Raw genomic sequence first — 25,008 nt, forward strand, 5'->3', positions numbered from 1 at the left:
GGCCGTCCGGTGTGCCTTCGGGCGCACGGGGCGGATCTGTTCGCATGGCCACCAACTTCCTCACCAAAATTTTCGGCAGCCGCAATGACCGGCTTCTCAAGCAATACCGCAAGACGGTGGCCCGCATCAATGCGCTGGAGCCCCAGTTCGAGGCTCTGAGCGACGAAGCCCTGCGGGCCAAGACGCAGGAGTTCCGCCAGCGCCTGGAACAGGGCAGCACGCTGGACGAACTGCTGCCCGAAGCCTTCGCGGTGGTGCGCGAGGGTTCCAAGCGCGTGATGAAGATGCGCCACTTCGACGTGCAGCTGATCGGCGGCATGGCGCTGCACTACGGCAAGATCGCCGAAATGCGCACGGGTGAGGGCAAGACGCTGACCGCCACGCTGCCCGTGTACCTCAATGCCCTGTCGGGGCACGGGGTGCATGTGGTCACGGTGAACGATTACCTGGCCAACCGCGATGCCCAATGGATGGGGCGGCTGTACAACTTCCTGGGTCTGACGGTGGGCATCAACCTGCCGCAGATGCCGCGCGAACAAAAACAGGCTGCCTACGCCAGCGACATCACCTACGGCACCAACAACGAGTACGGGTTTGACTACCTGCGCGACAACATGGTCTATGAGGTGCAGGACCGGGTGCAGCGTAAGCTCAACTACGCCATCGTGGACGAGGTGGACTCCATCCTCATCGACGAGGCGCGCACCCCGCTGATCATCAGCGGTCAGGCCGAAGACCACACCGCCACCTATCTGGCCATGAACAAGGTGGTCCCGCTGCTGGTGCGCCAGGAAGGCGAAGCTGACCCACGCACTGGCGAGGGCGTGACCAAGCCCGGCGACTTCACGGTGGATGAAAAATCGCACCAGGTCTTCCTGACCGAGCAGGGCCATGAGAACGCCGAGCGCATCCTGGCCAGCCAGGGCCTGATTGCCGAGGGCGCATCGCTGTATGACCCGGCCAACATCACGCTCATGCACCACCTGTATGCGGCGCTGCGGGCCAATCACCTGTACCACCGCGACCAGCATTACGTGGTGCAGAACGGCGAAATCGTCATCGTTGATGAATTCACCGGCCGCCTGATGTCGGGCCGCCGCTGGAGCGATGGTCTGCACCAGGCTGTGGAGGCCAAGGAGGGCGTGCAGATCCAGGCCGAGAACCAGACGCTGGCCTCCATCACCTTCCAGAACTACTTCCGCCTGTACAACAAGCTCTCGGGCATGACGGGTACGGCCGATACCGAGGCCTATGAGTTCCAGGAAATCTACGGTCTGGAAACCGTGGTCATCCCGCCCAACCGCCCGAGCAAGCGCGATGACCAGCTCGACCGCGTGTACAAGACCACGCGCGAAAAGTACGAGGCCGCCATTGCGGACATCCGCGAATGCCACGAGCGTGGCCAGCCGGTGCTGGTGGGAACAACCTCGATCGAGAACTCCGAAATCATCGACCAGTTGCTGACCCAGGTGGGCCTGCCGCACCAGGTGCTCAACGCCAAGCAGCACGCCCGCGAGGCCGACATCGTGGCCCAGGCCGGTCGCCAGGGCATGATCACCATTGCCACCAACATGGCAGGCCGCGGCACCGACATCGTGCTGGGCGGCAACATCGAGAAGGATGTGGCTGCCATCGAGTCCGATGAAAGCCTGGATGACGGCACCAAGCAATCGCGCATTGCCCAGTTGCGCGCGCAGTGGCAGCAAGACCACGAAAAGGTCAAGGCGCTGGGCGGCCTGCGCATCATCGCGACCGAACGCCACGAATCCCGCCGCATCGACAACCAGCTGCGCGGCCGTTCGGGCCGCCAGGGCGACCCGGGTTCCTCGCGCTTCTACCTAAGCCTGGACGATGCACTGATGCGCATCTTCGCGGGCGACCGCGTCAAGGCCATCATGGACCGGCTCAAGATGCCCGATGGCGAAGCCATCGAGGCGGGCATCGTCACGCGCAGCATTGAATCGGCCCAGCGCAAGGTGGAAGCACGCAACTTCGACATCCGCAAGCAATTGCTGGAGTACGACGATGTGGCCAATGACCAGCGCAAGGTCATCTACCAGCAGCGCAACGACATCCTGGATGCCGCCGAGCTGTCCGAGGTCATCGCCGGCATGCGTGAAGGCTGCTTTACCGACCTGGTGCGTCAGCATGTCCCCGCTGAATCGGTCGAGGAGCAATGGAACCTGCCTGCGCTGGAGAAGGCCCTGGCCGACGAGTGGCAGCTGAGCCTGGCGCTGCAGCAAATGGTGGAAGGGGCCCAGTCGCTCACCGATGACGACGTTCTGGAAAAGGTGCTGGCCGCCGCGCATGGCGCCTACGAAGCCAAGGTCGCGCTGGTGGGCAAGGAGAACTTCACCCAGTTCGAGCGCATGGTGCTGCTGCAGAACATCGACACCCACTGGCGTGATCACCTCAGTGCGCTGGACTATCTGCGCCAGGGCATCCACTTGCGCGGTTACGCACAAAAGCAGCCCAAGCAGGAATACAAGCGCGAGGCTTTCGAGCTGTTCCGCCAGTTGCTCGACGTGGTCAAGAACGAAGTGACCCGCGTGCTGATGACCGTGCAGGTGCAGTCGCCCGAGCAGATCGACCAGGCCGCTGAGGACCTGGAGGCCCGTGCCGAACACATCGCCAACGTGACCTACACCGCGCCCACCGAAACCGGCGAGGTCGAGACCACGGTGGACGAGCGCACGCTCAGCGTGCAGCAGAAGGTGGCGGCCGGTGGCCGGGTGGGCCGCAACGATCCCTGCCCCTGCGGCAGCGGGAAAAAATACAAGCAGTGCCACGGCAAGCTGGCTTGAGCCTGTTTGCGCACCAGACACGGGCCTCGGCCCGTGTTTTCATTTCGGCGGCTCGGTGACTGCGTATCATCGGCCCAGTTTTTGGAAGGAAACCCCATGCCCGTTCATCTCTCCGCTCCTGTTCCCTCGGATCTGCACCCGGTTGCCGGATTGCGCATCGGTGTCGCCGAAGCCGGCGTGCGCAAGGCCCACCGCAAGGACCTCACGGTGTTCCTGCTGGACGAGGGCAGCGCGGTGGCGGGCGTGTTCACGCAGAACCGCTTCTGCGCCGCGCCGGTGCAGGTCTGCCGCGAGCATCTGGCGGGCGGCCAGGCCATCCGCGCCCTGGTGGTGAACACTGGCAACGCCAACGCCGGCACGGGTGCCGACGGCCTGGCACGCGCACGCGCTACCTGCGCGGCGCTGGCGCGGCATTTGCAAGTGGATGCGGCACAGGTGCTGCCCTTCTCCACCGGCGTCATCATGGAGCAGCTGCCCGTGGACCGCATCGAGGCCGGGCTGCCCGCCGCCATCGCCGACGCGCAACCGGCCCACTGGGCGCGCGCGGCCGAGGGCATCATGACCACCGACACCGTGGCCAAGGCCTTCAGCCGGCAGGTGCAGATTGGCGGCGCCACCGTCACGGTGACCGGCATCGCCAAGGGCGCGGGCATGATCCGTCCGAACATGGCCACCATGCTGGGCTTCGTGGCCACCGACGCGCGCATCGCGCCGGCACTGCTGCAGGGCCTGGTGCGCGAGCTGGCGGACCAGTCGTTCAACCGCATCACCATCGACGGCGACACGTCCACCAACGACTGCTTCATGCTGATGGCCACGCAGAAGGCGGCGCATGCCTCCATCGAATCGCTGTCCAGTACCGAGGGCCAGGCGCTCAAGGCGGCACTGTTGGACGTGGCGCAGAAGCTGGCCCAGGCCATCGTGCGCGACGGCGAGGGCGCGACCAAGTTCATCACCGTGCGCGTGGAAGGCGGCAAGACCGGCGAGGAATGCCGCAAGGTGGCCTATGCCATCGCGCATTCACCGCTGGTCAAGACGGCCTTCTTCGCCAGCGACCCGAACCTGGGACGCATCCTGGCGGCCGTGGGCTATGCCGGCATTGACGACCTGGACCAGACCGGCATCGACCTGTACCTCGACGACGTGCACGTGGCCGTGCAGGGCGGCCGTAACCCGCAGTACCGCGAGGAGGACGGCCAGCGCGTGATGAAGCAGAGCGAGATCACGGTGCGCGTGCTGCTGGGCCGGGGCGAGGCGCAGGACACGGTGTGGACCTGCGACTTGAGCCACGACTACGTGACCATCAACGCCGACTACCGCTCTTGACGTGGATACCCCCTGAGCCGCTGCGCGGCTTCCCCCCGCTCTCGCATTGCTGCGCAATGCGGGCAGGGGGACGCCCCCAGCGCGGCGGGGCGGCCCTTGCACGGGGGCTGCTGACTTTGGCCGCGCCAGGTTCATGCGCCGTGGACGCATGCGAGTGCGGAATGTTTGCTACGTATTTAATAGCTGCTGGCGCTTTATAAATGGGCGCTGGAGGCCAAAATGAACGAAAAATTTGAACATCTGATCGAACGCGCAGAGCAGCTCATTGCGCGCATCGAATCCGTGCTGCCGCAGCCGTTGGCGGCGCCCGACTGGTCGGCAGCGATTGCCTGGCGCTACCGCAAGCGCAGCAGCGGCCTCGGCGCGCTGGAGCCCGTGCGCCATGTGGCGGCGATGCGCCTGGAAGATCTGAAGGAGATCGACGGCCAGAAGGAAAAGATCCAGCGCAACACCGAGCAGTTCGTGCGCGGCCTGCCAGCCAACAACGTGCTGCTCACGGGGGCGCGCGGCACGGGCAAGTCCTCGCTCATCAAGGCCTGCCTGAACGCCTACGCACCGCAGGGCCTGCGTCTGATCGAGGTGGACAAGGCCGACCTGACCGACCTGCCCGACATCGTCGAGGTGGTGGCCGGCCGGCCGGAATACTTCATCGTGTTCTGCGACGACCTGAGCTTCGAGGACGGCGAGCCGGGCTACAAGGCGCTCAAGTCCATCCTCGACGGTTCGGTGGCGGCTGCTACGCCCAACGTGCTGATCTACGCCACCAGCAACCGGCGCCATCTGCTGCCCGAGTACATGCGCGAGAACCTCACGTACACCCACACCGACGATGGCGAGGTGCATCCGGGCGAGGGCGTGGAGGAGAAGATCTCGCTGTCCGAGCGCTTCGGCCTGTGGGTGAGCTTCTACCCGTTCAGCCAGGACGAGTACCTGGCCATCGCCGCCCAGTGGCTGGCGTCCTTCGGGCTGGGCGGTGACGCTATCGCCGCCGCGCGCCCCGAGGCCCTGGTCTGGGCACTGGAGCGCGGCTCGCGCAGCGGTCGCGTGGCCTACCAATTCGCGCGCGACTTTGCGGGGCGGCGCGGTGGCTGAGGCGATGCCCGTGCAGCGCAAGCACACCGAGGTCGCGGTGGGCATCCTCATCCGCGCCGATGGCGCGCTGCTGCTGACCACGCGGCCACCGGACAAGGTCTATGCGGGCTACTGGGAATTCCCCGGCGGCAAGATCGAGGCGTGCGAGACCGTGGAGCAGGCGCTGCGCCGCGAGCTGCACGAGGAGCTGGGCGTCACCATCGGCCCTGCGGCGGTCTGGAAGGTGACCGAGCACGACTACCCGCACGCGCTGGTGCGCTTGCACTGGTGCAAGGTGCACGAATGGACGGGTGACTTCGAGATGCGTGAGGGCCAGACGATGGCTTGGCAGCACTGGCCTATCGGGGTGCGTCCCGTGCTACCGGGCGCGTTGCCGGTGCTGGGCTGGCTGGCCGAGGAGCGTGGCGTACCATTTGATCCGGAAATACTATCAAATTGATAGCTGATGGCGCTTGTCCAACAAGCGCCAGTGCCATTTTTTAATCAATGCTGGTGCGGGGATCGCCAAAGGTGGCATCCTCGGGCGGTGCTTCGGCGGGTACGCGAAAACCCTCGCTGGCCCAGGCGCCGAGGTCCATCTGCTTGCAGCGCTCGCTGCAAAACGGGCGCCAGGGGTTGGCGGGGCTGAACAGGCTCCAGCCCTGACAGGCCGGACAGCGCACCTTGCGCGGTGCCGTGGGTGCTGATTTGTCTGGATGCATTTCAGTTTTTCATGGTGTTTGCACCATCTGCGACGTATGAAGCTGGCGCAACTCAGGCCAGCGGCCACCGTGCAAGGGCCGCCCCGCCGCACCGGTGGCGTCCCCCTGCCCGGAGCGCGCCGCGCTGCGAGAGCGGGGGGAAGGAGCGTAGCGACACAGGGGGGTGTTGGTGCTTCAAGCGCACAAAGCCAGTTCGAACACCGCGTCCTCGGTGCTGGCCTGCAGGTGCCCTTGGGGCATCTGGTGCATGAGGCGCACCGACACCATGAGCCGGTTGCCACTGATTTCGGGCACCAGCCCCTGGGCGGGATCGATGCGCAGGCGCAGCAGTTGGAAGGTGCGACCCTGCGGCAGGTTTTGCTGGAACTGGCCTCGTTCGGCAGCCACTTTTTGAGGGACGCCGGAGTCGCGCAACAGCTTCAGCAGCAGATAAATGGACTCGGCCAGCGGTGCCAGGGTGCCCGCCCAGCCTTCCAGGGCCTGTTGGCGCTCTGGGGCAGGTCGGTGCTGCCACGCGTAGTAGCTGGGCAGGTCGAACCCGCAGGTGCCGCCCGGAATGCCTGCGCGGCTGCGGATGCTCATGAGCCATTCGTTCTCGCTCAGGGGCTGGCCGGTCTTGCCCGCCTGGGTGTTGAGAAGGCCAAAGCATCGGTCGAGCTGGGCGATGATGCCGTCGAGTGCCGCCTCCGAGATGGCAGGGTTGCCGCGGTAACCATCGAGCACATGCTTTTGCTTCTCGATGTCCTTGAGCACGTCGGCTTTCAGGTCGGCGCGCGCGGCCACGTCCATGATTTCGAAAATGGTGGTCAGTGCGAAGTGGTGGTCCAGCGGGTGGGTGCGTGGAATCAGTTCACCCAGGCGTTTGAACAGGTGTTCGAGCCGCAGGTAGGTGCGGATGCGTTCGTTGAAAGGGTATTCGTACAGGATCACGGTCGGATCATAGCCCGAAGCTGCGGGCCACCAAGGACACCTGCTCTTGCAGGCTGGGAAGGGGAACGGTGTCGTTGAACAGCACGATATCGGCGCAGGCCCGCCGCTCGTGGCGGCTGGCCTGTGCGGCCATGATGCCGCGCACCACGTCGGGGCTGAGCTGGCTGCGTGCCACCACGCGGTCGATCTGGGTCTGTTCACGGCAATCGACGACGATCACGGCGTCGAGCTGGCGGCGCCAGTGCCTGGATTCGACCAACAGGGGGATGTCGTACACCACCAGGCGGCATCCTTGGGCGATGGCGGCCTGGGCCTGGCGCACTGTTTCCTGCCCCACCAAGGGGTGGATGATGGCTTCGAGTTGTTGGCGTGCCTGCGGCTGGCGAAAGATGAGCTCGCGCATGCGCGCGCGGTCCAGGGAACCATCTGCCGCAATGAGCGATGGGCCAAATGCCTGGGCAATGGCGGGTAGGGCAGCGCCGTTGGCGGTGGTCAGCTGACGTGAAATCTGGTCCGCATCCACCACCGTAGCGCCGCAGGCCGCCAGCATGGCTGCGACGGTACTTTTGCCGCTGCCAATGCCGCCGGTCAGACCGACCTGCCAGGCTGAAGAGCGTGGGGCGGTCACAGGCCCAGTGTGCCCAGCAACAGGTTCAGCACCTGTGCAGGCCCGAAGACCATGCCGATCAGCCCTGCGCCCACGAGGAAGGGACCGAAGGGAACGTAACCTCCTTCGCGCAGGCTGCTGGCCATTTTCATGGCGATGCCGACCACGGCGCCCACCACGGAAGCCATCAGGATCAAGGGTACCAGGGCCTGCCAGCCAAACCAGGCGCCCATGGCCGCAAAAAGCTTGAAGTCGCCGTAGCCCATGCCTTCCTTGCCGGTGGCGAGCTTGAAGCCCCAGTACACCAGCCAGAGCGACAAGTAGCCTGCAGCGGCGCCGAGCACGGCGTCTGCCAAGGGGATGGTTGTCCATTGGAATACCGATGCCAGCAGACCGGCCCAGAGCAAAGGCAAGGTCAGGTCGTCGGGCAGCAGGGTGGTGTCCCAGTCGATGAAGGCCAGGGCCACCATGAGCGCACTGAACCCGCACCAGGCCAGTCCTGCAGGGCCCAGGCCCCAGCGTTGGGCGCAATAGAAGAACAAGGCGCCTGTCAGCAGCTCGACGGCGGGATAGCGTGCGCTGAAAGACGTTTTGCAGGAGGAGCATCGACCTCGCAGGGCCAGGTAGCTGAGTACCGGGATGTTTTCATACCAACGCAACTGGTGCCCGCAGGACTGGCAGCGCGAGCGGGGAACGGCCAGATTGAACGGGGCGGCGTCCGGCGGTTCTACAGCGGGGGCAGTGTCTCCGGCGGTGGAGCGCGCATAGTCGGCATGCTCGCGCGCCCATTGCCGTTCCATCATGCGGGGCAGGCGGTAGATCACCACGTTCAGAAAGCTGCCCACCATCAGGCCCAAGACGCCGACCAGGGCCGCGTCCCACCACGGATCCAGCACCATCAGACGACCTGGCCCAGCTTGAAGATGGGCAGGTACATCGACACCACGATGCCGCCAATCAGTGTGCCCAGGAACACGATGATGATGGGCTCCATGAGACTGGAGAGGCCTGCGACCATTTCATCGACTTCCTGTTCGTAGAAGTCGGCCGCCTTGCCCAGCATATGGTCAATGGAGCCTGATTCTTCGCCGATGGCGCACATCTGCAGCACCATCGAAGGGAAAACGTTGGCGTTGGTCATGGCCGCAGTCAGGCTGGTGCCGGTGGAGACTTCCTGTTGGATCTTGTCGGTGGCCATGGCATACACAGAGTTGCCTGCAGCACCACCGACCGAATCCAGCGCTTCGACCAGTGGTACGCCGGCAGCAAACATGGTGGAGAGCGTACGCGTCCAGCGCGCCACGGCTGATTTGTTGATCAGGTCACCGAAGATTGGAATGCGCAGCAGCAGACGGTCCATGAACATCTGCATCTTTTCGTTGCGCTTCCAGGCCTGCATGAAGAAGTAGAAGCCACCGCCCAGCACGCCAAAGATCAGCCACCACCACTTCACGAACACGTCGCTGATTCCCATCACGAAGAGGGTGGGCGCCGGCAAATCAGCGCCAAAAGAGGTGAACACCTCCTTGAAGGCAGGGATCACGAAAATCATGATCACGGTCACGACGACGAAGGCAACGATGATGACCGAAATGGGATACATCAATGCCGATTTGATCTTTCCCTTGATCGCCTCGGTCTTTTCCATGTAGGTGGCCAAGCGATCCAGCAGCGCTTCCAGAATACCCGCGGCCTCACCGGCTTCCACCAGATTGCAGTAGAGGCTGTCGAAATACAGAGGGTACTTGCGAAACGCTGCATTGAGCGAGGTCCCCGTTTCCACATCGGCACGGATATCGTTGAGCAACTTTCCCACGCTGGGGTTGGTGTTGCCGCGCCCCACGATGTCAAAAGATTGCAGCAGCGGCACACCAGCTTTCATCATGGTGGCCATCTGTCGGGTGAACAGTGCGATGTCTTTGGGCTTGATCTTCTTGCCCGAGCGCAGACGGCGCTTCTTGATCTTGGTGGGGAACACGCCCTGGCGGCGCAGAGAGGCCTGAACCTGGTTCTCCCCCGAGGCACGGATTTCTCCCCGCACGATCTTGCCGTTGCGGTCCTTGCCCTCCCATTCAAAGACGAAATCCTTGATGCTTGCCTTTGCAGCCGTTGCCATAGATCTCCACCTTGTCAGGTTGTAGTTATTCGTTGGTTACTGCCAGCACTTCTTCAAGCGAGGTGCTTCCCATCTTGACCTTGTGCAGCCCCGATTCGCGCAGGGAGCGTACGCCTTCATTGCGTGCCTGCTCCGCGATTTCCAGCGCACTGCCGTCGCGCAGAATGATGCGTTGGATTTCTTCACTGATAGGCATCACCTGATAGATACCTACACGTCCCTTGTATCCGTTGTTGCAGGCAGAACACCCCACAGGCTTGTAGGGAACCCAGGAACCGTCTATTTCCTCGTCCTTGAAGCCGGCTTCCAGCAGGGCTTCATGGGGAATATCGGCTGGCGCCTTGCATTGGGGGCACAGCCTCCGTGCCAGGCGCTGGGCAGTGATCAGGATCACGCTGGATGCAATATTGAAGGGCGCAATGCCCATGTTGCGCATGCGTGTGAGCGTGGTGGGGGCGTCGTTGGTGTGCAGGGTCGAGAGCACCAAGTGACCGGTTTGCGCAGCCTTGATGGAAATGTCGGCCGTCTCCAAGTCACGGATTTCACCCACCATGATGATGTCGGGATCTTGGCGCAGAAACGATTTGAGTGCCGCTGCGAAGGTCAGGCCCGCTTTTTCATTCACATTGACCTGGTTCACTCCGGGAAGGTTGATTTCCGAAGGGTCTTCTGCGGTAGCAATATTGACACCAGGCTTGTTCAGCAGGTTCAGACAGGTGTACAAGGACACGGTCTTGCCGGAACCTGTGGGACCTGTCACCAGAATCATGCCGTAGGGTCGGCCGATCGCATTCAGCAGACGTTCTTTCTCGATGGGCTCATATCCCAGCGCGTCGATGCCCATTTTGGCGCTGCTCGGATCCAAGATACGGATCACGATCTTCTCGCCAAACAGCGTGGGAAGGGTGCTGACACGGAAGTCGATGACGCGGTCCGGACCGACCTTGAGCTTCATCCGACCGTCTTGCGGCACCCTCTTTTCCGAGATGTCCAGCCGGGAGATAACCTTGATGCGTGATGCCAGCTTGTCTTTGATGGCGACGGGGGGAGACGCAATCTCACGCAACTCGCCGTCGATGCGGAAGCGCACGCGGTAGTGGTGCTCGTAAGGTTCAAAGTGCAAATCGGAGGCGCGCATGTTGAACGCATCCAAGAGCATCTTGTGCAGGAACTTGACGATGGGAGCGTCTTCGACATCCCCACCAGCTCCCGTGTCTTCTGGTTCGTCAGGTATTTCGGTGGAAACATCGTTGAAGTCGAAGTCTCCGCTTGAGAAGGACTCCATGGACTCGCCCACCGACTTGGTGGACGACTCCACCAGTTTGGAGAGCTTGTCGTACTCGGCAATGATCCAGTCCACGCCCATTTGGGTGGTGAACTTGATTTTCTCAGCGGCCTCCTGGTCCGTGGGGTCTGCGGTGGCGACGATCAGACGGTTGCTGCGCTTGCTGAGCACCAGCACGCGATAGGACTGGCAGATCTTGGAGTCCAGCAGATCCTTGGGCAGGCGTTGGGGGTCGATGGCGTCGAGATCGAGCAGGGGGGCGCCAAAGACAGCAGAGACAGTGTGCGCAAGATCGGCGGCAGATACTGCGCCGGAGCCCGTCAACTCTGCGATAAAGCTGCTGCGACCGGCCTGAGACTTCCGGAAGATGTCTTCTGCGGCTTTGGGGGTGAGCTTGCCGGCAGAAATCAGTGCCCTGCCCAAGCCGGGCAAGGCAACTGATGCGGAGTCTCTTTGGGTGGAATCAACTGCAGCCATGTAACCAGAATGAAAGGGGGAACGCGAAACCATCCTATCATCGCCGAAGCTGCGTATGCTGTAAATCGCAGTACCGGCGCCCCCGTAGGGCGAATGGCGCCCGCTAAGGGGGCATTTCTGGTCGGGGTGAGAGGATTCGAACCTCCGGCCTCTACGTCCCGAACGTAGCGCTCTACCAGGCTAAGCTACACCCCGATGGCTGTGTTGCATGAACCGTCAGGTTCTGCGCTGCAACAGCTGAGCCGCTAATTGTAGCAAAGCTGTGCGATAGGCACTGTCTGGGAGTGTGGAAATGGCTTCGATGGCACGATGTGCCTCGGCTGCAGCGGCCTCCCGGGCTACATCCAGAGCGCCGGTTTCCCTGACAACGGTCACGATGGCATCAAGCTGGTCGGTGCTGCCGTTCTCAATGGCGTGCCGGACCATCTGGGCCTGTGTTGCGGAGCCTCTTTGCATGGCGGCAATCAAGGGCAAGGTAGCCTTCCCCTCGCGCAGGTCATCCCCCAGGTTCTTGCCCATTTCCTGGCTATCACCGTCGTAATCCAGCACATCGTCGATGATCTGGAATGCCGTACCCAATGCCTGACCATAGGTGGCGCAGGCTTCTTCCTGTGCGGTATCGCTTCTGGCAAGAACGGCGGCCAAGCGGCTGCTGGCCTCGAACAGTTTGGCGGTCTTGGATCGAATGACCTGCAGGTAAGCGTTCTCGTCCAGCGAGGCGTCGTGCATGTTGATCAGCTGCATGACTTCGCCTTCTGCGATCACATTGGTTGCATCGGCCAGGATTTCCATGATCCGCATTTGGCCCGCATCGACCATCATCTGAAATGCCCGCGAGTACAGAAAATCCCCCACCAGCACGCTCGCAGGGTTACCGAAAGTTTCATTTGCTGTGGCGCGGCCGCGACGCATGGTGGATGCGTCGACCACATCGTCGTGCAGCAAGGTGGCGGTGTGAATGAACTCGACCACCGCCGCCAGATTGAAGCGCTGGGCGTTCTGGCAGTTTAGTGCCCCGGCCACCAGCAGCAGGAGGGCTGGACGCAGGCGCTTTCCGCCGGCGGCGATGATGTATTGCGATATTTGCCCGACCAACGGAACATTGGAAGCAAGGCGTTGAGCAATGACCCTGTCCACCTCACGCATGTCGTGAGCGATCAGGGAAAGGGGTGAGGTAGTGGCGGCGGTCAAGGTAGGCGATGCGAGCAAGGGCCGCTGATTATAGGAACCCGTTCTGCGCAGTGCTCAGGGAGTCTTGGTGCTTGTTGTATTTCTGATCTCGGTGCTATAATCCCTGGTTCCTTGGGCTTGTCCCATGGAGGCTTGAGCACGGGGCGCTAATGCTGCTGTGCAATCACTGAAAGAGGTCAACATGTACGCGGTCATAAAAACCGGCGGCAAGCAGTATCGCGTTGCTTCCGGCGAAAAAATCAAAGTAGAACAGATTGCTGCGGACGTAGGCCAGGAAATCGTGATCGACCAGGTTCTGGCTGTCGGCAACGGCGCTGAACTCAAGGTGGGCACGCCCCTGGTGTCCGGCGCTTCTGTCAAAGCCACCATCGTGGCGCATGGCAAGCACGACAAGGTGCGCATTTTCAAGCTGCGCCGTCGCAAGCACTACCAGAAGCGCCAGGGCCATCGCCAGCAATTCACCGAATTGCTGATCGGGTCGATCGCCGCTTAATTTCCAGGAGCAGATGTCATGGCACAGAAAAAAGGCGGCGGCTCTACGCGAAACGGGCGCGATTCCAAGCCCAAGATGCTCGGCGTGAAAGCGTTTGGCGGCGAATTGATCAGTGCAGGCTCGATCATCGTGCGCCAGCGTGGCACGCGATTCCACCCTGGCACGAACGTGGGTGTCGGCAAGGACCACACCCTGTTTGCCTTGGTGGACGGGCATGTGTCGTTCGGCACCAAGGGTGCACTGAACCGTCACACGGTCAATGTGACTCCGGCCTGATCGGACGGACGCACTCCAACAAGCCCCGCGCTGCGGGGCTTTGTTGTTTGTGGCTTCTTCTTGAGCGGTGCTGAAGGAGGAGCCGCGTTGCCGCCATCCGGCAGGCTGCCTTTTTGTACACTGGAAACCCCATGAAGTTCGTTGATGAAGCCTATATCGATGTCGCCGCGGGCGATGGCGGCAACGGCTGCGTGTCGTTTCGCCACGAGAAGTACAAGGAATTCGGTGGCCCCAACGGCGGAGACGGTGGCCGTGGTGGACATGTGTATGTGGTTGCAGATCCAAACTTGAACACGCTGGTGGACTATCGCTACGCGCGCCGGTACGAAGCCAAGCGGGGTGAGCACGGCATGGGTTCGGATATGTTTGGCGCCGCCGGCGACGACATCACCCTCAAGATGCCCGTGGGCACCATCATCAGCGATGCCGAGACAGGGCAGGTACTGCTGGAACTGTTGAACCCTGGCGAGGTGGTTGTTCTTGCCAAGGGCGGCGATGGCGGGTTCGGCAACATGCGCTTCAAGAGCGCCATCAACCGCGCGCCGCGCCAGAAGACCCCTGGTTGGCCTGGCGAGCGCAAGAATCTCAAGCTGGAGCTCAAGGTGTTGGCCGATGTCGGCCTGCTGGGCATGCCCAATGCGGGCAAATCCACCTTGATCGCCGCCGTTTCCAACGCGCGGCCCAAGATTGCGGACTACCCCTTCACCACTTTGCACCCCAATCTGGGCGTGGTGCGCGTCGGGCCTGAGCAGAGTTTTGTGATCGCCGACATTCCGGGCTTGATCGAAGGTGCGTCCGAGGGAGCAGGCCTGGGGCACCAGTTTCTGCGTCACCTGCAACGAACCCGGTTGCTGCTGCACGTGGTGGACTTGGCACCATTCGACGAGGCGGTGGATCCCGTGGCGCAGGCCAAGGCCATCGTGGCCGAGCTCAAAAAGTACGACAAGGCGCTCTACGACAAGCCGCGCTGGCTGGTGCTCAACAAGCTCGACATGGTGCCCCCCCAGGAGCGGGCTGCCCGCGTGGCAGACTTTGTCAAGCGCTTCAAGTGGAAAGGGCCGGTGTTCGAGATTTCAGCCCTGACGCGTGAGGGCTGTGAGTCGCTGATTCGCGCCGTGTATGACCAGGTGCGTACCCAGCAAGTGGCCGAAGCTGGGCCGGTGGTCGAGGTGGATCCCCGGTTTGCCGTTGAGCCTGCAGCCAAACCTTGAATGCTATTAAATTTATAGCTATTGACGCCCTTCAAATGGGTGCTAGAGCCCCAATGAGCCAAGTAAAAATATCGTCTGTGCTGCGGGATGCGCGCCGCATTGTGGTCAAGGTCGGTTCCAGTCTCGTCACCAACGAGGGCCGTGGGCTTGACGAAACTGCCATTGGAGAATGGAGCCGTCAACTGGCCGCCTTGGTGCGCGGTGATGGAGTGCAGCGCCGCGAAGTCATCATGGTGTCCAGCGGTGCCATTGCCGAAGGCATGAAACGGCTGGGCTGGAGTCGGCGCCCGCGCGAGGTCCATGAATTGCAAGCCGCTGCCGCCGTGGGCCAGATGGGTCTGGCCCAAATGTACGAAACCAAGTTGCGCGAAAACGGTGTGGGCAGCGCCCAGGTGCTGCTCACCCATGCTGATCTGGCCGATCGCGAGCGCTACCTCAACGCACGTTCCACCTTGCTCACGTTGTTGACCTTGGGAGTCGTTCCCGTCATCAATGAGAACGACACGGTGGTCAATGATGAAATCAAGTTTGGCGACAACGACACCCTGGGCGCCCTGGTGGCCAACCTGGTGGAAGCAGATGCGCTGGTCATCCTGACCGATCAGAAAGGGCTGTACACGGCCGATCCGCGCCGCGATCCGACTGCGCAGTTCGTGCATGAGGCACGGGCGGGCGACCTTGCGCTCGAAGACATGGCAGGAGGTGCGGGCTCCAGCATCGGCAAGGGCGGCATGATCACCAAGATCCTGGCGGCCAAGCGTGCAGCGGGCTCTGGCGCCTCCACGGTCATTGCCTGGGGGCGGGAGCACGATGTGCTGCTGCGTCTGGCCAGTGGAGAACCCATTGGTACCTTGCTGGTGGCGCAGACGGCCAAGACGCAGGCGCGCAAGCAATGGATGGCCGACCACCTGCAGTTGCGCGGAGCGGTGACCGTGGACGAAGGGGCTGCAGCCAAGCTGATCCGCGAGGGCAAGAGCCTGCTGCCCATCGGCATGACAGCGGTCGAGGGGGATTTCTCCCGGGGCGACGTGATTGCCGTGCGTGATCCTGCCGGGGGAGAGATCGCCCGCGGCCTGGCCAATTACGCCAGCGCCGAAGCCCGGCTGCTGTGCCGCAAACCCTCTTCGGAGTTTGAGGCACTACTGGGCTACACCGGCGAAGCCGAGATGGTGCACCGCGACAATCTGGTGCTCACCGGCCTCTGAAACAAGCTCAGTGCTGGCCGTGTGACTTTTCCCCGTCAGCGGAGAGTCCGGGCGCGGTGCCCGAGGGCGGTGTCGGATCGAAGGTGGCACCGGGCGGCAATTCCACTCCAGGGTGCAACAGCAACTGCCCACCGCGGTGCGGCGCGCTGGCGCCCGAGGCGGTATCTTGATCCCTTGATCGCATGCTGCCGCGCAGGTAGCGGTTGCGGTGGTCCTGGCGTGGAATAAAGCGCGCCAACTCGGTCAGCGCCATTTCATAGACGCCGCGTTTGAACTCCACCACCACATCCAACGGAACCCAGTAATCGTTCCAACGCCAGGCGTCGAACTCTGGGTGGTCGGTGGCGCGCAGGTTCAGATCCCAATCGTGGCCCAGCAACTGGAGCAGGAACCAGATTTGTTTCTGGCCCTTGTAATGTCCGCGCGCATCGCGGCGGATGTACCGGTCAGGCACCTCGTAGCGCAACCAATCCCGGGTGCGGGCCACCACGCGCACGTGGTCAGGCATCAGCCCCACCTCTTCGTGGAGCTCCCGGAACATCGCCTGTTCGGGGGATTCGCCCCGGTCGATGCCCCCTTGCGGGAACTGCCAGCTGTGGGTGCGGATGCGCTTGCCCCAGAACACCTGGTTCTTGTGGTTGAGCAGGATGATGCCGACGTTCGGCCGAAAGCCGTCCCGGTCAAGCATAATCGAACCCCAAATTTTTAAACTGCATCCATTATGCACGCCGCTTGATGCGCGGCAAGTATGGTGCACCCCCCCCAGCCCGATTGCGTCCGATGAAAGCCTCCCAGTTCTTCATTTCCACCCTCAAGGAAGCCCCCGCCGATGCCGAGGTGGTCAGCCACCAGCTCATGATGCGCGCCGGAATGATCAAGAAGCTCGCAGCTGGGGTCTATACCTACATGCCCATGGGCCTGCGCGTGATACAGAAGGTAGAAGCCATCGTGCGCGAGGAAATGAACCGCGCTGGGGCGGTGGAACTGGCCATGCCCGTGGTGCAGCCCGCCGAGCTGTGGCAGGAGACCCGGCGCTTTGACACCATGGGCCCCGAGCTGCTGCGCATCCAGGACCGCCATGGCCGCGACTATGTCGTGCAGCCCACCAGCGAAGAAGTGGTCACTGACATCGCGCGCCAGGAACTGCGCAGCTACAAGCAGTTGCCGCGCAACTTCTACCAGATCCAGACCAAGTTCCGCGACGAACGCCGTCCGCGCTTTGGCCTGATGCGCGGGCGCGAGTTCACCATGAAGGACGCCTACAGCTTCGACCGCGACCTGGATGCCGCCAAGGCCAGTTACCAGGCCATGGCCCAGGCCTACCGGCGCATATTCGACCGCTTTGGCCTGCGCTACCGCGCCGTGGCAGCAGACTCGGGCGCCATCGGCGGCGACATGTCGGAAGAGTTCCAGGTGATTGCCGCCACGGGCGAAGACGCCATCGTCTACTGCCCCCAGAGCGACTATGCCGCCAACATGGAAAAGGCCGAGGCCCTGGCGCCCCAGGGCCAGCGTCCAGCCGCTGCAGCGGCCATGCAAAAAGTACCCACGCCGGGCAAGAGCACCTGCGCCGACGTGGCCGAACTGCTGGGCGTGCCCTTGCAGACCACGGTCAAGTCGCTGGTGCTGGCCACCGACGAGACCAATGCGCAGGGCGAGATCGTGCGCTCCCAGGTCTGGCTGCTGCTGCTGCGTGGCGACCACGACATGAACGAGATCAAGGTCTCCAAGGTGCCGGGGCTGGATGCGGGCTTGCGCTTTGCCACGGTGGCCGAGATCGAGGCGCACTTCGGCTGCAAGCCCGGCTACCTGGGCCCCATCGGACTGAAGCAGGCCGTCAAGATTGTGGCCGACCGCGAGGTGGCCGTGATGGCCGACTGGATCTGCGGCGCCAATGCCGAGGATTTCCACCTCACCGGCGTGAACTGGGGGCGCGACCTGCCCGAACCCGCTGTGGTGGCCGACTTGCGCAACGTGGTCGCGGGCGACCCCTCGCCCGATGGCAAGGGTGCGCTTGCCATCGAGCGCGGCATCGAGGTGGGGCATATCTTTGTGCTGGGCACCAAGTACAGCAAGGACATGAACGCAACCTTCCTGGACGAAAACGGCAAACCCCAGTTCTTCGAGATGGGTTGCTACGGCATCGGCATCACGCGCCTGCCCGCCGCTGCCATCGAGCAGAACCATGACGAGCGCGGCATCATCTGGCCCGACGCCATTGCGCCGTTCACCGTGGTGCTGTGCCCTATTTCGCCCGACCGCTTCCCTGAGGTGAAGGCCCAGGCCGAGGCCTTGTACGCCGGATTGCAGCAGGCGGGGGTGGACGTGATCCTCGACGACCGCTGCGAGCGCCCGGGCGTCATGTTCTCGGACTGGGAACTCATTGGCGTGCCGCACCGCATCACCATTGGCGATCGCGCCCTCAAGGAAGGTCAGGTCGAATACCAGCACCGCCGCGACGCCAGCGCCACCAAGGTGGCGGTGGCCGATGTACTGGCCCATGTCCTGGGCCGTCTGGCCCCATGACGCAGGGCATTGCCCGGCGCTCACTGGTGCTGGGTGGGGCCTTGGCCCCTGCCGCCTGGCTGGCGCTGCCGGGGGTGGCGCATGCGGGCGGGCAGATCGAAGAGCCGCTGATGGATTCGGTGCGCACCGCGCTGAGTTCGGCCATTGCCAACAGCGCGCCGCCCGAGCCCCAGTTCCCCACCACCGAGACCCGGATGCACTACTTGCGCTGGATGGGCGCCATGAGCAACCGTCTGCGGCGCCGCAAGCCCGACCTGGAGGTGAGGCGGGAGTTTCTTCAAACCGTATGGTACGAAAGCAAGCGTGCAGGTCTTGACGTGTCGCTGGTGCTCGGGTTGGTGCAGGTCGAAAGTGCGTTTCGAAAGTTTGCAGTCTCCAGTGTGGGCGCGCGCGGCTACATGCAGGTCATGCCGTTTTGGACGCGCCTGATCGGCGATGGTGACCCTGGCAAGCTGTTTCATATGCAGACCAACCTGCGCTTTGGCTGCGTCATCTTGCGCCACTACCTGGACCGCGAGCGCGGCGATCTTTACATGGCGCTGGGGCGCTACAACGGTAGCCGGGGCAAGCCGGCCTACCCCAATGCGGTGTTTGCCGCGCAGCGACACTGGATCTTTGATGACCGAGCGGGCTGAGCGATAGCTATCTAGTCGTTGGTTTTGCCGACGATCAATATGGCGTGCTTACGCCGTTGGGGCTGAGGCAGCGGGTGTGCCCTCAGGGATGCGCGTGACCATCACTTGGTCGATGCGGTAGCTGTCCACGTCGATCACCTCGAACTTGTAGCCGCCCCAGGCCACGGCGTCGGTGCGCTTGGGCACCCGGCGCAGCATGACCATGAGAAAACCCGCAAGCGTCTCGTACTCCCCGGGGTGGGGCAGTTCGTCCAGGCCCAGTGCGCGTTGCACGTCATCGATGGCAGTGATGCCGTCGATGAGCCAGGAGTCCTGGTCGCGCTGCACGATCTGCTCTTCATCGAAGGGCGACACCAGGCCGCCCATCACGGTGCTCATCACATCGTTCAGCGTGACCACCCCTACCACCAGGCTGTATTCGTTGACGATGACCGCAAAGTCCTCGTGCGCCTGACGGAACTGGGCCAGCACTTCGGACAGCGTCAGCCGATCGGGCACGATCAGCACCTTGCGCACCAGGCTGTCGTCCTTGAGCGAGATGGGCTGGTTGTTCAGCACGCGCTGGAACAGGTCCTTGGCGTCCACGTAGCCCACCACATGGTCGAGGTCGCCCTCGCACACCGGGTAGGTCGAGAAGGGCTCGGCCGCAATGCGCAGGCGGATCACCGCATCGCTCTCGTCGCGCACAAAGTAGGCGACACGTTCACGTGGCGACATGGCGCTGGAGACGGTGCGTGTGTCCAGCTCGAACACGTTGGTGATGACCTGTTGCTCGTCCACATCCAGCACCCCCGCGCGCGCGCCGGCTTCCATCATGGCCAGGATGTCCTCGGAGGTGACGCGTTCGTCACGCAGCGACGACAGGCCGAACAGACGGAACAGAGCGTCTGCGCAGCGGCTGTAGAGCCAGGCCACAGGCCGCAGCAAGACCATGCACCAAGCCATGGGGCCGGACAGGCGCATGGCCAGTTCCTCAGGCCGCGCCATACCCAGGCGCTTGGGGAACAGATCGGAAAACAGGATGAACAGCGAGGTGATGACCGTGAACGAGGCCAGAAAGCCCAGCGTCTGCGCAGTGGACGTCGGTAGCCACCAGGCCAGCAATGCACTGAAATGCGGGCTCAGGGCGCCTTCGCCCACCACGCCGCCCAGAATGGCCACGGCGTTCTGCCCGATCTGCACCACCGTGAAGTAGTCGCCTGGCTGGTCTTGCACGCGCAGCACGCGTTCGGCGCGGGCATCGCCCTCATCGGCCAGCTGGCGCAGGCGCAGGCGCCGGGCCGCCGCGAGCGCGATTTCGGCCATGGAAAAAAAAGCGCTGGCTGCAATCAGCAGCCCGATGAGCAGCAAGCTGGAACTCAGTGTCATGCATGTAGGAGGGGCGTGGCGCGCAGGCGCACAATGGCTTGAGTGTATCTTTGCCGCCATAAACACCAGCCATGTCACCGGGATGGAACAGCTTGTGCATGCGTGCCACGGGCAGGCTGGTGTTTTGCAGAACAAGGCTATGGGTTGTCATGGCCATCTCCTGCAAGAAACACGCCCAAATTCAATCGCAGAAGTGCGGGAGGCTCAATGCCGGAAATGCCCGCTCAATCCTTGCTTGTTCGCTGCGATTGGCTTCGCCAAATGTCCGGTTTCGCATGATTGAAGGCCTGTTGGTGAAGAGGTGCGCGCTCTGTTGTGCCGTCATCTGAAATCACAGGCGACAACATTCGTTGCGGCGTGGGGCTGACCCTCGCTAGAGTGAGGTCTTCAAGAGTCGGCACGATTTGATCGCACAGTGCGACAATACCAAGTTCAATGACCAGTTCTTTTTCCAATCTATCGCTGGCCGAGCCGCTGGCGCGCGCTGTGGCCGAAATGGGCTACGAGTCCATGACGCCCATCCAGGCGCAAGCTATTCCCGTCGTGCTGACCGGCAAGGACGTGATGGGCGCAGCCCAGACCGGCACGGGAAAGACGGCAGCGTTTTCGCTGCCGCTGTTGCAGCGCCTGCTCAAGCACGAAAACAGTTCCACATCTCCCGCACGCCACCCGGTGCGCGCCTTGGTGCTGCTGCCCACGCGGGAGCTGGCCGACCAGGTGGCGCAGCAAATCGCGCTGTATGCCAAGTACACCAAGCTGCGCAGTACCGTGGTGTTCGGCGGCATGGACATGAAGCCCCAGACGCTGGAGCTGAAAAAGGGCGTTGAGGTACTGGTGGCCACACCAGGCCGTCTGCTGGACCACATTGAGGCCAAGAACGCCGTCCTCAACCAGGTCGAGTACGTGGTGCTTGACGAGGCCGACCGCATGCTGGACATCGGCTTCCTGCCGGATCTGCAGCGTATCCTGAGCTACCTGCCCAAGCAGCGCACCACCTTGCTGTTCTCTGCCACCTTCTCGCCCGAGATCAAGCGGCTGGCGGGCAGCTACCTGCAAGACCCGATCACCATCGAGGTGGCGCGGCCGAACGAGACCGCGTCCACCGTCGAGCAGCATTTCTATAGCGCGAGCGACGAGGACAAGCGCCGCGCCGTGCACCAGGTGCTGCGCTCGCGTGAGATCAAGCAGGCCTTCATCTTCGTCAACAGCAAGTTGGGTTGTGCGCGCCTGGCACGCAGCCTGGAGCGCGAGGGCCTCAAGACGGCCGCGTTGCACGGCGACAAGAGCCAGGACGAGCGCCTCAAGGCGCTGGACGCCTTCAAGCAGGGCGCCGTCGATTTGCTGGTGTGCACCGACGTGGCCGCCCGCGGGCTGGACATCAAGGATGTGCCGGCGGTGTTTAATTTCGATGTGCCGTTCAATGCCGAGGACTATGTGCACCGCATCGGCCGCACGGGCCGCGCTGGCGCCTCGGGGCTGGCGGTGACCTTGGTGTCGGGCAGTGATGGGCGTCTGGTGGCGGACATCGAGAAACTGCTGAAGAAGAAGATCGAGATCGAGGCGCTGGAGTACGACGAGGACCGTCCGCGTGGCCGCATCAACGATGGGCGGCGCCATTGGCGTGATGCGGAGGGTGGCGGCGACGATTCGGTGGAGGGCAATGCCCGCGGCGAACGCGCAGCCCGCGCGCCGCGCAGCCCTTCGCGTTATGCGCCTGCGGCGCCGCGCGATCCGTTCTTCGAGCAACCCTATGAAACCCCGGCCGACGCACCCAAGCCTTCGTGGGAGGCTGCCGAGCGTCCGTCCACCGGGCGCGTGTCGCCCAACATCAAGCCCAAGCGCAAGGTGGCGGCATTGTTCAAGGCGCAAGATCCAGTGGCTTGATTTCTGAGGGGGCTTTGAGAGACTGCTGGCCGGGATCCAGTCAGCCACCCTAAAAAAGCACTCAAAACAGTTTCAAAGCCAATAAGGGTGAGCGCTAATAGCTATCAAAAGTATAGCGAACTTTAGCCGGGTCGCTGGGCCTGCGGGCACTTCACCTGCAGAATCTCGCGCTCGGCCAGCGTTGCGCCAAAGCGCACCGCGCTGAGCTTTCCGCCCCACACGCAGCCCGTGTCCAGCGCCAACAGATCTGGTCGGTTGAGCAGCCCCAGTGTGGACCAGTGCCCCACGGCCAGCAAGGTGCCTGCGGTGCGGCGGCCAGGCACGTCAAACCAGGGCAGCAGGCCTGCCGGAGCCTGGCTGGCCGATTCGGTGCTTTCAAAGTCCATCACGCCCTGCGGCGAGCAAAAGCGCAGCCGGGTCAGCGCATTGACCACCACACGCAGGCGGTCTGCGCCTTCCAGGTGCTCATGCCATTGATCGGGCTGGTTGCCGTACATCTGGTGCAGAAAGTCTGGCAGATCGTCGCTGCGCAGCACGGCATGCACTTCGCCCGCCAGACGCAGCACATCGGCGGCGCTCCAGGCGGGCAGGGCGCCTGCATGCAGCATCAGCAGGCGCTTGCCCGCATGCACATGTTCGCAGGCCAGGGGCTGCTGGCGCAGCCAGTGCAGCAGGGCTTCGCGGTCGCTGGCCTGCAGGATGCCATCCAATGTGTCGCGCCGCGATGGTTGGCGCACGCCTTGCGCCACGGCCAGCAGGTGCAGGTCGTGGTTGCCCAGCAGACAGCGCAGCGCACCCGCGTGCTGTATGCAGCGGCGCAGCACGGCGGCCGATTCTGGGCCGCGGTTGACGAGGTCGCCCAGCAGGTACACCGTGTCGCGGCTGGGTGAGAAGCCCATCCGGTCCAGCAGGTGCTGCAGGGAAGTGTCGCAGCCCTGCACATCGCCAATACAGTAAAGTGCCATGGTGATTTTTGTTACATCTGAAGCATGGATTTTCTGCTGATTGCGTTCCTGACCCTGCTCAATGGCGTTTTCGCTATGTCCGAGATGGCCCTGGCGTCGAGCCGCAAGGCGCGTTTGTCAGCCATGGCGCAAAGTGGTGACAAGGGCGCGCAGGCCGCATTGGGCCTGTTGGACAATCCTACGCAGTTCCTTTCATCGGTGCAGGTGGGCATCACTTCCATTGGCATGCTCAACGGCATCATCGGCGAGGCGGCGTTCAGTGACGATCTCATGCTGTGGTTGGCGGCACTGGGCATGCCAGAGCGGCCCGCCAGCATCACCGCCACTGCGCTGGTGGTGACCATCATTACGTTTGTCACCATCGTCTTTGGTGAACTGGTACCCAAGCGCATTGGGCAGTTGTACCCTGAAACCGTGTCGCGCTTTGTCGCCCGGCCCATGGCCTGGGTAGCGCATGCGGCCAAGCCCTTTGTGCGCTTGCTGTCGCTTTCTACACAGGGCGTGTTGGCTGTGCTGCGCGTAGACAACGACGCTGCACGCGCCGTGACCGAGGAAGAAATCGCCGCCAGTCTGGAGGAGGGGCGCGAGGCGGGTGTGATCGAGCAGCATGAACACCAGATGGTGCAGAACGTCTTCCGCCTTGACGACCGGCCGCTGACATCGCTGATGGTGCCGCGCAGTGATGTGCACTGGATCGACGCTGCATGCTCCGTAGCCCAGGCGCTGCAACAGGCCAGTGCAGGCAGCAGCACCGGGGCGCATTCGTGGTACCCGGTGTGTCGTGGTTCTCTGGATGAGGTGGTTGGTGTGATCAGTGTGGCGCGCCTGCTGGAGCTGGGCCCCCAGGAGCCCTTGCCTGTGGGGGCCCATGCCCAGGCCGCAGCCTTTCTGCCCGAGACCTTGAGTGGCATGGAGCTGCTGGAGCAGTTTCGCCAGCGTGCGGGACGCATGGTGTTCGTGGTGGATGAATACGGCGTGGTGCAAGGCCTGATGACGCCGCGCGATCTGCTCGAAGCCATCACCGGCGAATTGCAGCCTGGCACTCCGCGGGATGCCTGGGCTGTGCAGCGCGAGGATGGGAGCTGGTTGCTCGATGGCCTGGTCCCGGTGCCTGAACTCAAGGCGCGCCTGGATATTCGCGAATTGCCCGACGAGGACCGTGGACGCTATAACACCTTGGCTGGCCTGTTATTGGCCGAATCTGGGCACTTGCCCAGCGTGGGAGAGCGAATTGCGTGCGTGGGCTGGATATTCGAAGTGGTGGATCTGGACGGAAAACGCATTGACAAGGTACTGGCCCTCAGGGAAAACTGATCGCCCCAAAGGGTTAATTGATACGAATAATCGTTGAAATTCAAGGAATTTCAGGTTTTCAAGGATTGCGATGCCGCGGTGGTTTGTTGAATAACAGCAACTCTGTATATAATCAGAGCCGTCGTCCACTTCACCATCCACACCGCCATGGAAGATTACAAGAAACTCATTCAAGAGCGCGAAGCGCTGGAGCAGCGCATCAAGGCCGCGCGCCAGGACGCCATTTCCGGCGCCATTGCAAAAATCCAGTCGCTGATTGCCGAGTTTGAATTGACGCCTCAGGATGTGTTTCCCCCTGCACGCAGCCGCAGCACGGTGGCGGGCACCAAGGTGGCGCCCAAATACCGCGATCCCGCCACGGGCCAGACGTGGACCGGGCGTGGCAAGCCGCCCAAGTGGATTCAGGGTCAGGATCGCGCCAAATTCGCGATTTGATCTGCATTTGCAGCCTATAAAAACCCGCTTCGGCGGGTTTTTGTGTTTTGGGCTTTTGGAAAAAAAGCCATGTCGCAAGTCAGGGGCGTGTCAACAAGATAACGCCATGGCTCTGTGTGGAGTGCACATGGCCAGAGCCCACTTAACGGATCGGGCCATTGCAGGCA

At 62.9% G+C, this 25,008-nt stretch carries 23 protein-coding genes and 1 tRNA gene; 13 read left to right on the forward strand and 11 right to left on the reverse strand.

The genetic code is table 11. From position 1 onward, the window contains the following. The first annotated feature begins 44 nt into the window (after nucleotides 1-44). From secA to GWK50_RS03695, 4 genes are all read left to right on the forward strand, one after another. Nucleotides 45-2,804: a preprotein translocase subunit SecA gene (gene secA / locus GWK50_RS03680; RefSeq protein ID WP_162015346.1), complete on the forward strand. Its 2,760-nt coding sequence runs from the start codon at nucleotides 45-47 to the stop codon at nucleotides 2,802-2,804. Nucleotides 2,805-2,900: 96 nt separating this feature from the next. After that, complete coding sequence (gene argJ / locus GWK50_RS03685; protein ID WP_162015347.1) at nucleotides 2,901-4,130, forward strand: bifunctional glutamate N-acetyltransferase/amino-acid acetyltransferase ArgJ; 1,230 nt, start codon at nucleotides 2,901-2,903, stop codon at nucleotides 4,128-4,130. Nucleotides 4,131-4,349: 219 nt separating this feature from the next. Further along, the gene (locus GWK50_RS03690) at nucleotides 4,350-5,222 is read left to right on the forward strand and encodes an ATP-binding protein (RefSeq protein WP_162015348.1); all 873 of its coding nucleotides are present in this window, start codon (nucleotides 4,350-4,352) and stop codon (nucleotides 5,220-5,222) included. Between the two features lie 4 nt (nucleotides 5,223-5,226). After that, on the forward strand, nucleotides 5,227-5,661 hold the full coding sequence (locus tag GWK50_RS03695; RefSeq protein WP_162015349.1) for an NUDIX domain-containing protein: 435 nt from the start codon (nucleotides 5,227-5,229) through the stop codon (nucleotides 5,659-5,661). Between the two features lie 40 nt (nucleotides 5,662-5,701). Here GWK50_RS03695 and GWK50_RS03700 read toward each other — a convergent pair whose 3' ends face one another. The 8 genes from GWK50_RS03700 to GWK50_RS03735 all read right to left on the reverse strand — a co-directional run bounded on the left by GWK50_RS03700 (nucleotide 5,702) and on the right by GWK50_RS03735 (nucleotide 12,484). Beyond that, nucleotides 5,702-5,923 (reverse strand): DNA gyrase inhibitor YacG, encoded by a 222-nt coding sequence (locus GWK50_RS03700; RefSeq protein WP_162015350.1) that lies wholly within the window; start codon nucleotides 5,921-5,923, stop codon nucleotides 5,702-5,704. Between the two features lie 174 nt (nucleotides 5,924-6,097). Further along, nucleotides 6,098-6,853, reverse strand: coding sequence for a cell division protein ZapD (gene zapD / locus GWK50_RS03705; RefSeq protein WP_162015351.1), 756 nt, complete (start codon nucleotides 6,851-6,853; stop codon nucleotides 6,098-6,100). Nucleotides 6,854-6,860: 7 nt separating this feature from the next. Continuing rightward, nucleotides 6,861-7,481 (reverse strand): dephospho-CoA kinase, encoded by a 621-nt coding sequence (gene coaE, locus GWK50_RS19780; RefSeq protein ID WP_277950288.1) that lies wholly within the window; start codon nucleotides 7,479-7,481, stop codon nucleotides 6,861-6,863. Then, entirely contained in the window at nucleotides 7,478-8,359 is an 882-nt protein-coding gene (locus GWK50_RS19785; protein ID WP_162015353.1) for an A24 family peptidase, read from the reverse strand. Before GWK50_RS19785 ends, coaE begins: the two co-directional genes overlap by 4 nt. Beyond that, the gene (locus GWK50_RS03720; RefSeq protein WP_162015354.1) at nucleotides 8,359-9,576 is read right to left on the reverse strand and encodes a type II secretion system F family protein; all 1,218 of its coding nucleotides are present in this window, start codon (nucleotides 9,574-9,576) and stop codon (nucleotides 8,359-8,361) included. The genes GWK50_RS19785 and GWK50_RS03720 overlap by 1 nt, the downstream gene beginning before the upstream one ends. Before the next feature lie 25 nt (nucleotides 9,577-9,601). Beyond that, nucleotides 9,602-11,338: a type IV-A pilus assembly ATPase PilB gene (gene pilB, locus GWK50_RS03725; protein WP_162015355.1), complete on the reverse strand. Its 1,737-nt coding sequence runs from the start codon at nucleotides 11,336-11,338 to the stop codon at nucleotides 9,602-9,604. 118 nt (nucleotides 11,339-11,456) lie between these two features. After that, a tRNA-Pro gene (locus tag GWK50_RS03730) sits at nucleotides 11,457-11,533 on the reverse strand. 21 nt (nucleotides 11,534-11,554) lie between these two features. Continuing rightward, nucleotides 11,555-12,484, reverse strand: a complete 930-nt coding sequence (locus GWK50_RS03735; protein ID WP_162018007.1) for a polyprenyl synthetase family protein — start codon at nucleotides 12,482-12,484, stop codon at nucleotides 11,555-11,557. Nucleotides 12,485-12,710: 226 nt separating this feature from the next. On the opposite strand from GWK50_RS03735, the gene rplU reads away from it, so the two are divergent. From rplU to proB, 4 genes are all read left to right on the forward strand, one after another. Continuing rightward, a complete protein-coding gene (rplU, locus tag GWK50_RS03740) occupies nucleotides 12,711-13,022 on the forward strand; it encodes a 50S ribosomal protein L21 (RefSeq protein WP_162018008.1) in 312 nt (103 codons plus the stop codon). Nucleotides 13,023-13,040: 18 nt separating this feature from the next. Beyond that, entirely contained in the window at nucleotides 13,041-13,298 is a 258-nt protein-coding gene (gene rpmA / locus GWK50_RS03745) for a 50S ribosomal protein L27 (RefSeq protein WP_162015356.1), read from the forward strand. Between the two features lie 131 nt (nucleotides 13,299-13,429). Beyond that, a complete protein-coding gene (gene cgtA / locus GWK50_RS03750; protein WP_162015357.1) occupies nucleotides 13,430-14,509 on the forward strand; it encodes an Obg family GTPase CgtA in 1,080 nt (359 codons plus the stop codon). Nucleotides 14,510-14,562: 53 nt separating this feature from the next. After that, complete coding sequence (proB, locus tag GWK50_RS03755) at nucleotides 14,563-15,714, forward strand: glutamate 5-kinase (RefSeq protein WP_162015358.1); 1,152 nt, start codon at nucleotides 14,563-14,565, stop codon at nucleotides 15,712-15,714. A 7-nt stretch (nucleotides 15,715-15,721) separates the two neighbouring features. On the opposite strand, the gene GWK50_RS03760 is transcribed toward proB, so the two are convergent. Beyond that, entirely contained in the window at nucleotides 15,722-16,402 is a 681-nt protein-coding gene (locus GWK50_RS03760; RefSeq protein WP_162015359.1) for an RNA pyrophosphohydrolase, read from the reverse strand. Between the two features lie 92 nt (nucleotides 16,403-16,494). On the opposite strand from GWK50_RS03760, the gene GWK50_RS03765 reads away from it, so the two are divergent. Beyond that, nucleotides 16,495-18,240 (forward strand): proline--tRNA ligase, encoded by a 1,746-nt coding sequence (locus GWK50_RS03765; protein WP_162015360.1) that lies wholly within the window; start codon nucleotides 16,495-16,497, stop codon nucleotides 18,238-18,240. Further along, nucleotides 18,237-18,875 carry a lytic transglycosylase domain-containing protein gene (locus tag GWK50_RS03770; RefSeq protein ID WP_162015361.1) on the forward strand — a complete coding sequence of 213 codons (639 nt, stop codon included), beginning with the start codon at nucleotides 18,237-18,239 and terminating at the stop codon, nucleotides 18,873-18,875. Before GWK50_RS03765 ends, GWK50_RS03770 begins: the two co-directional genes overlap by 4 nt. A 48-nt stretch (nucleotides 18,876-18,923) precedes the next feature. On the opposite strand, the gene GWK50_RS03775 is transcribed toward GWK50_RS03770, so the two are convergent. Continuing rightward, the gene (locus tag GWK50_RS03775) at nucleotides 18,924-20,243 is read right to left on the reverse strand and encodes a hemolysin family protein (protein WP_162015362.1); all 1,320 of its coding nucleotides are present in this window, start codon (nucleotides 20,241-20,243) and stop codon (nucleotides 18,924-18,926) included. 435 nt (nucleotides 20,244-20,678) lie between these two features. Here GWK50_RS03775 and GWK50_RS03780 point away from each other — a divergent pair, with 435 nt between their 5' ends. Continuing rightward, entirely contained in the window at nucleotides 20,679-22,127 is a 1,449-nt protein-coding gene (locus GWK50_RS03780) for a DEAD/DEAH box helicase (RefSeq protein WP_162015363.1), read from the forward strand. A gap of 122 nt (nucleotides 22,128-22,249) precedes the next feature. Here GWK50_RS03780 and GWK50_RS03785 read toward each other — a convergent pair whose 3' ends face one another. Further along, complete coding sequence (locus GWK50_RS03785; protein ID WP_162015364.1) at nucleotides 22,250-23,092, reverse strand: symmetrical bis(5'-nucleosyl)-tetraphosphatase; 843 nt, start codon at nucleotides 23,090-23,092, stop codon at nucleotides 22,250-22,252. 24 nt (nucleotides 23,093-23,116) lie between these two features. Between GWK50_RS03785 and GWK50_RS03790 the strand changes: the two genes are divergently transcribed. Together GWK50_RS03790 and GWK50_RS03795 are read left to right on the forward strand one after the other, a co-directional pair. After that, nucleotides 23,117-24,406, forward strand: a complete 1,290-nt coding sequence (locus tag GWK50_RS03790; RefSeq protein ID WP_162015365.1) for a hemolysin family protein — start codon at nucleotides 23,117-23,119, stop codon at nucleotides 24,404-24,406. Nucleotides 24,407-24,553: 147 nt separating this feature from the next. Then, nucleotides 24,554-24,841 carry an H-NS histone family protein gene (locus GWK50_RS03795; RefSeq protein WP_162015366.1) on the forward strand — a complete coding sequence of 96 codons (288 nt, stop codon included), beginning with the start codon at nucleotides 24,554-24,556 and terminating at the stop codon, nucleotides 24,839-24,841. Nucleotides 24,842-25,008 lie beyond the last annotated feature (167 nt).

The sequence above is a fragment of the Acidovorax sp. 210-6 genome, assembly GCF_010020825.1.
Lineage (GTDB): Bacteria > Pseudomonadota > Gammaproteobacteria > Burkholderiales > Burkholderiaceae_C > Simplicispira > Simplicispira sedimenti.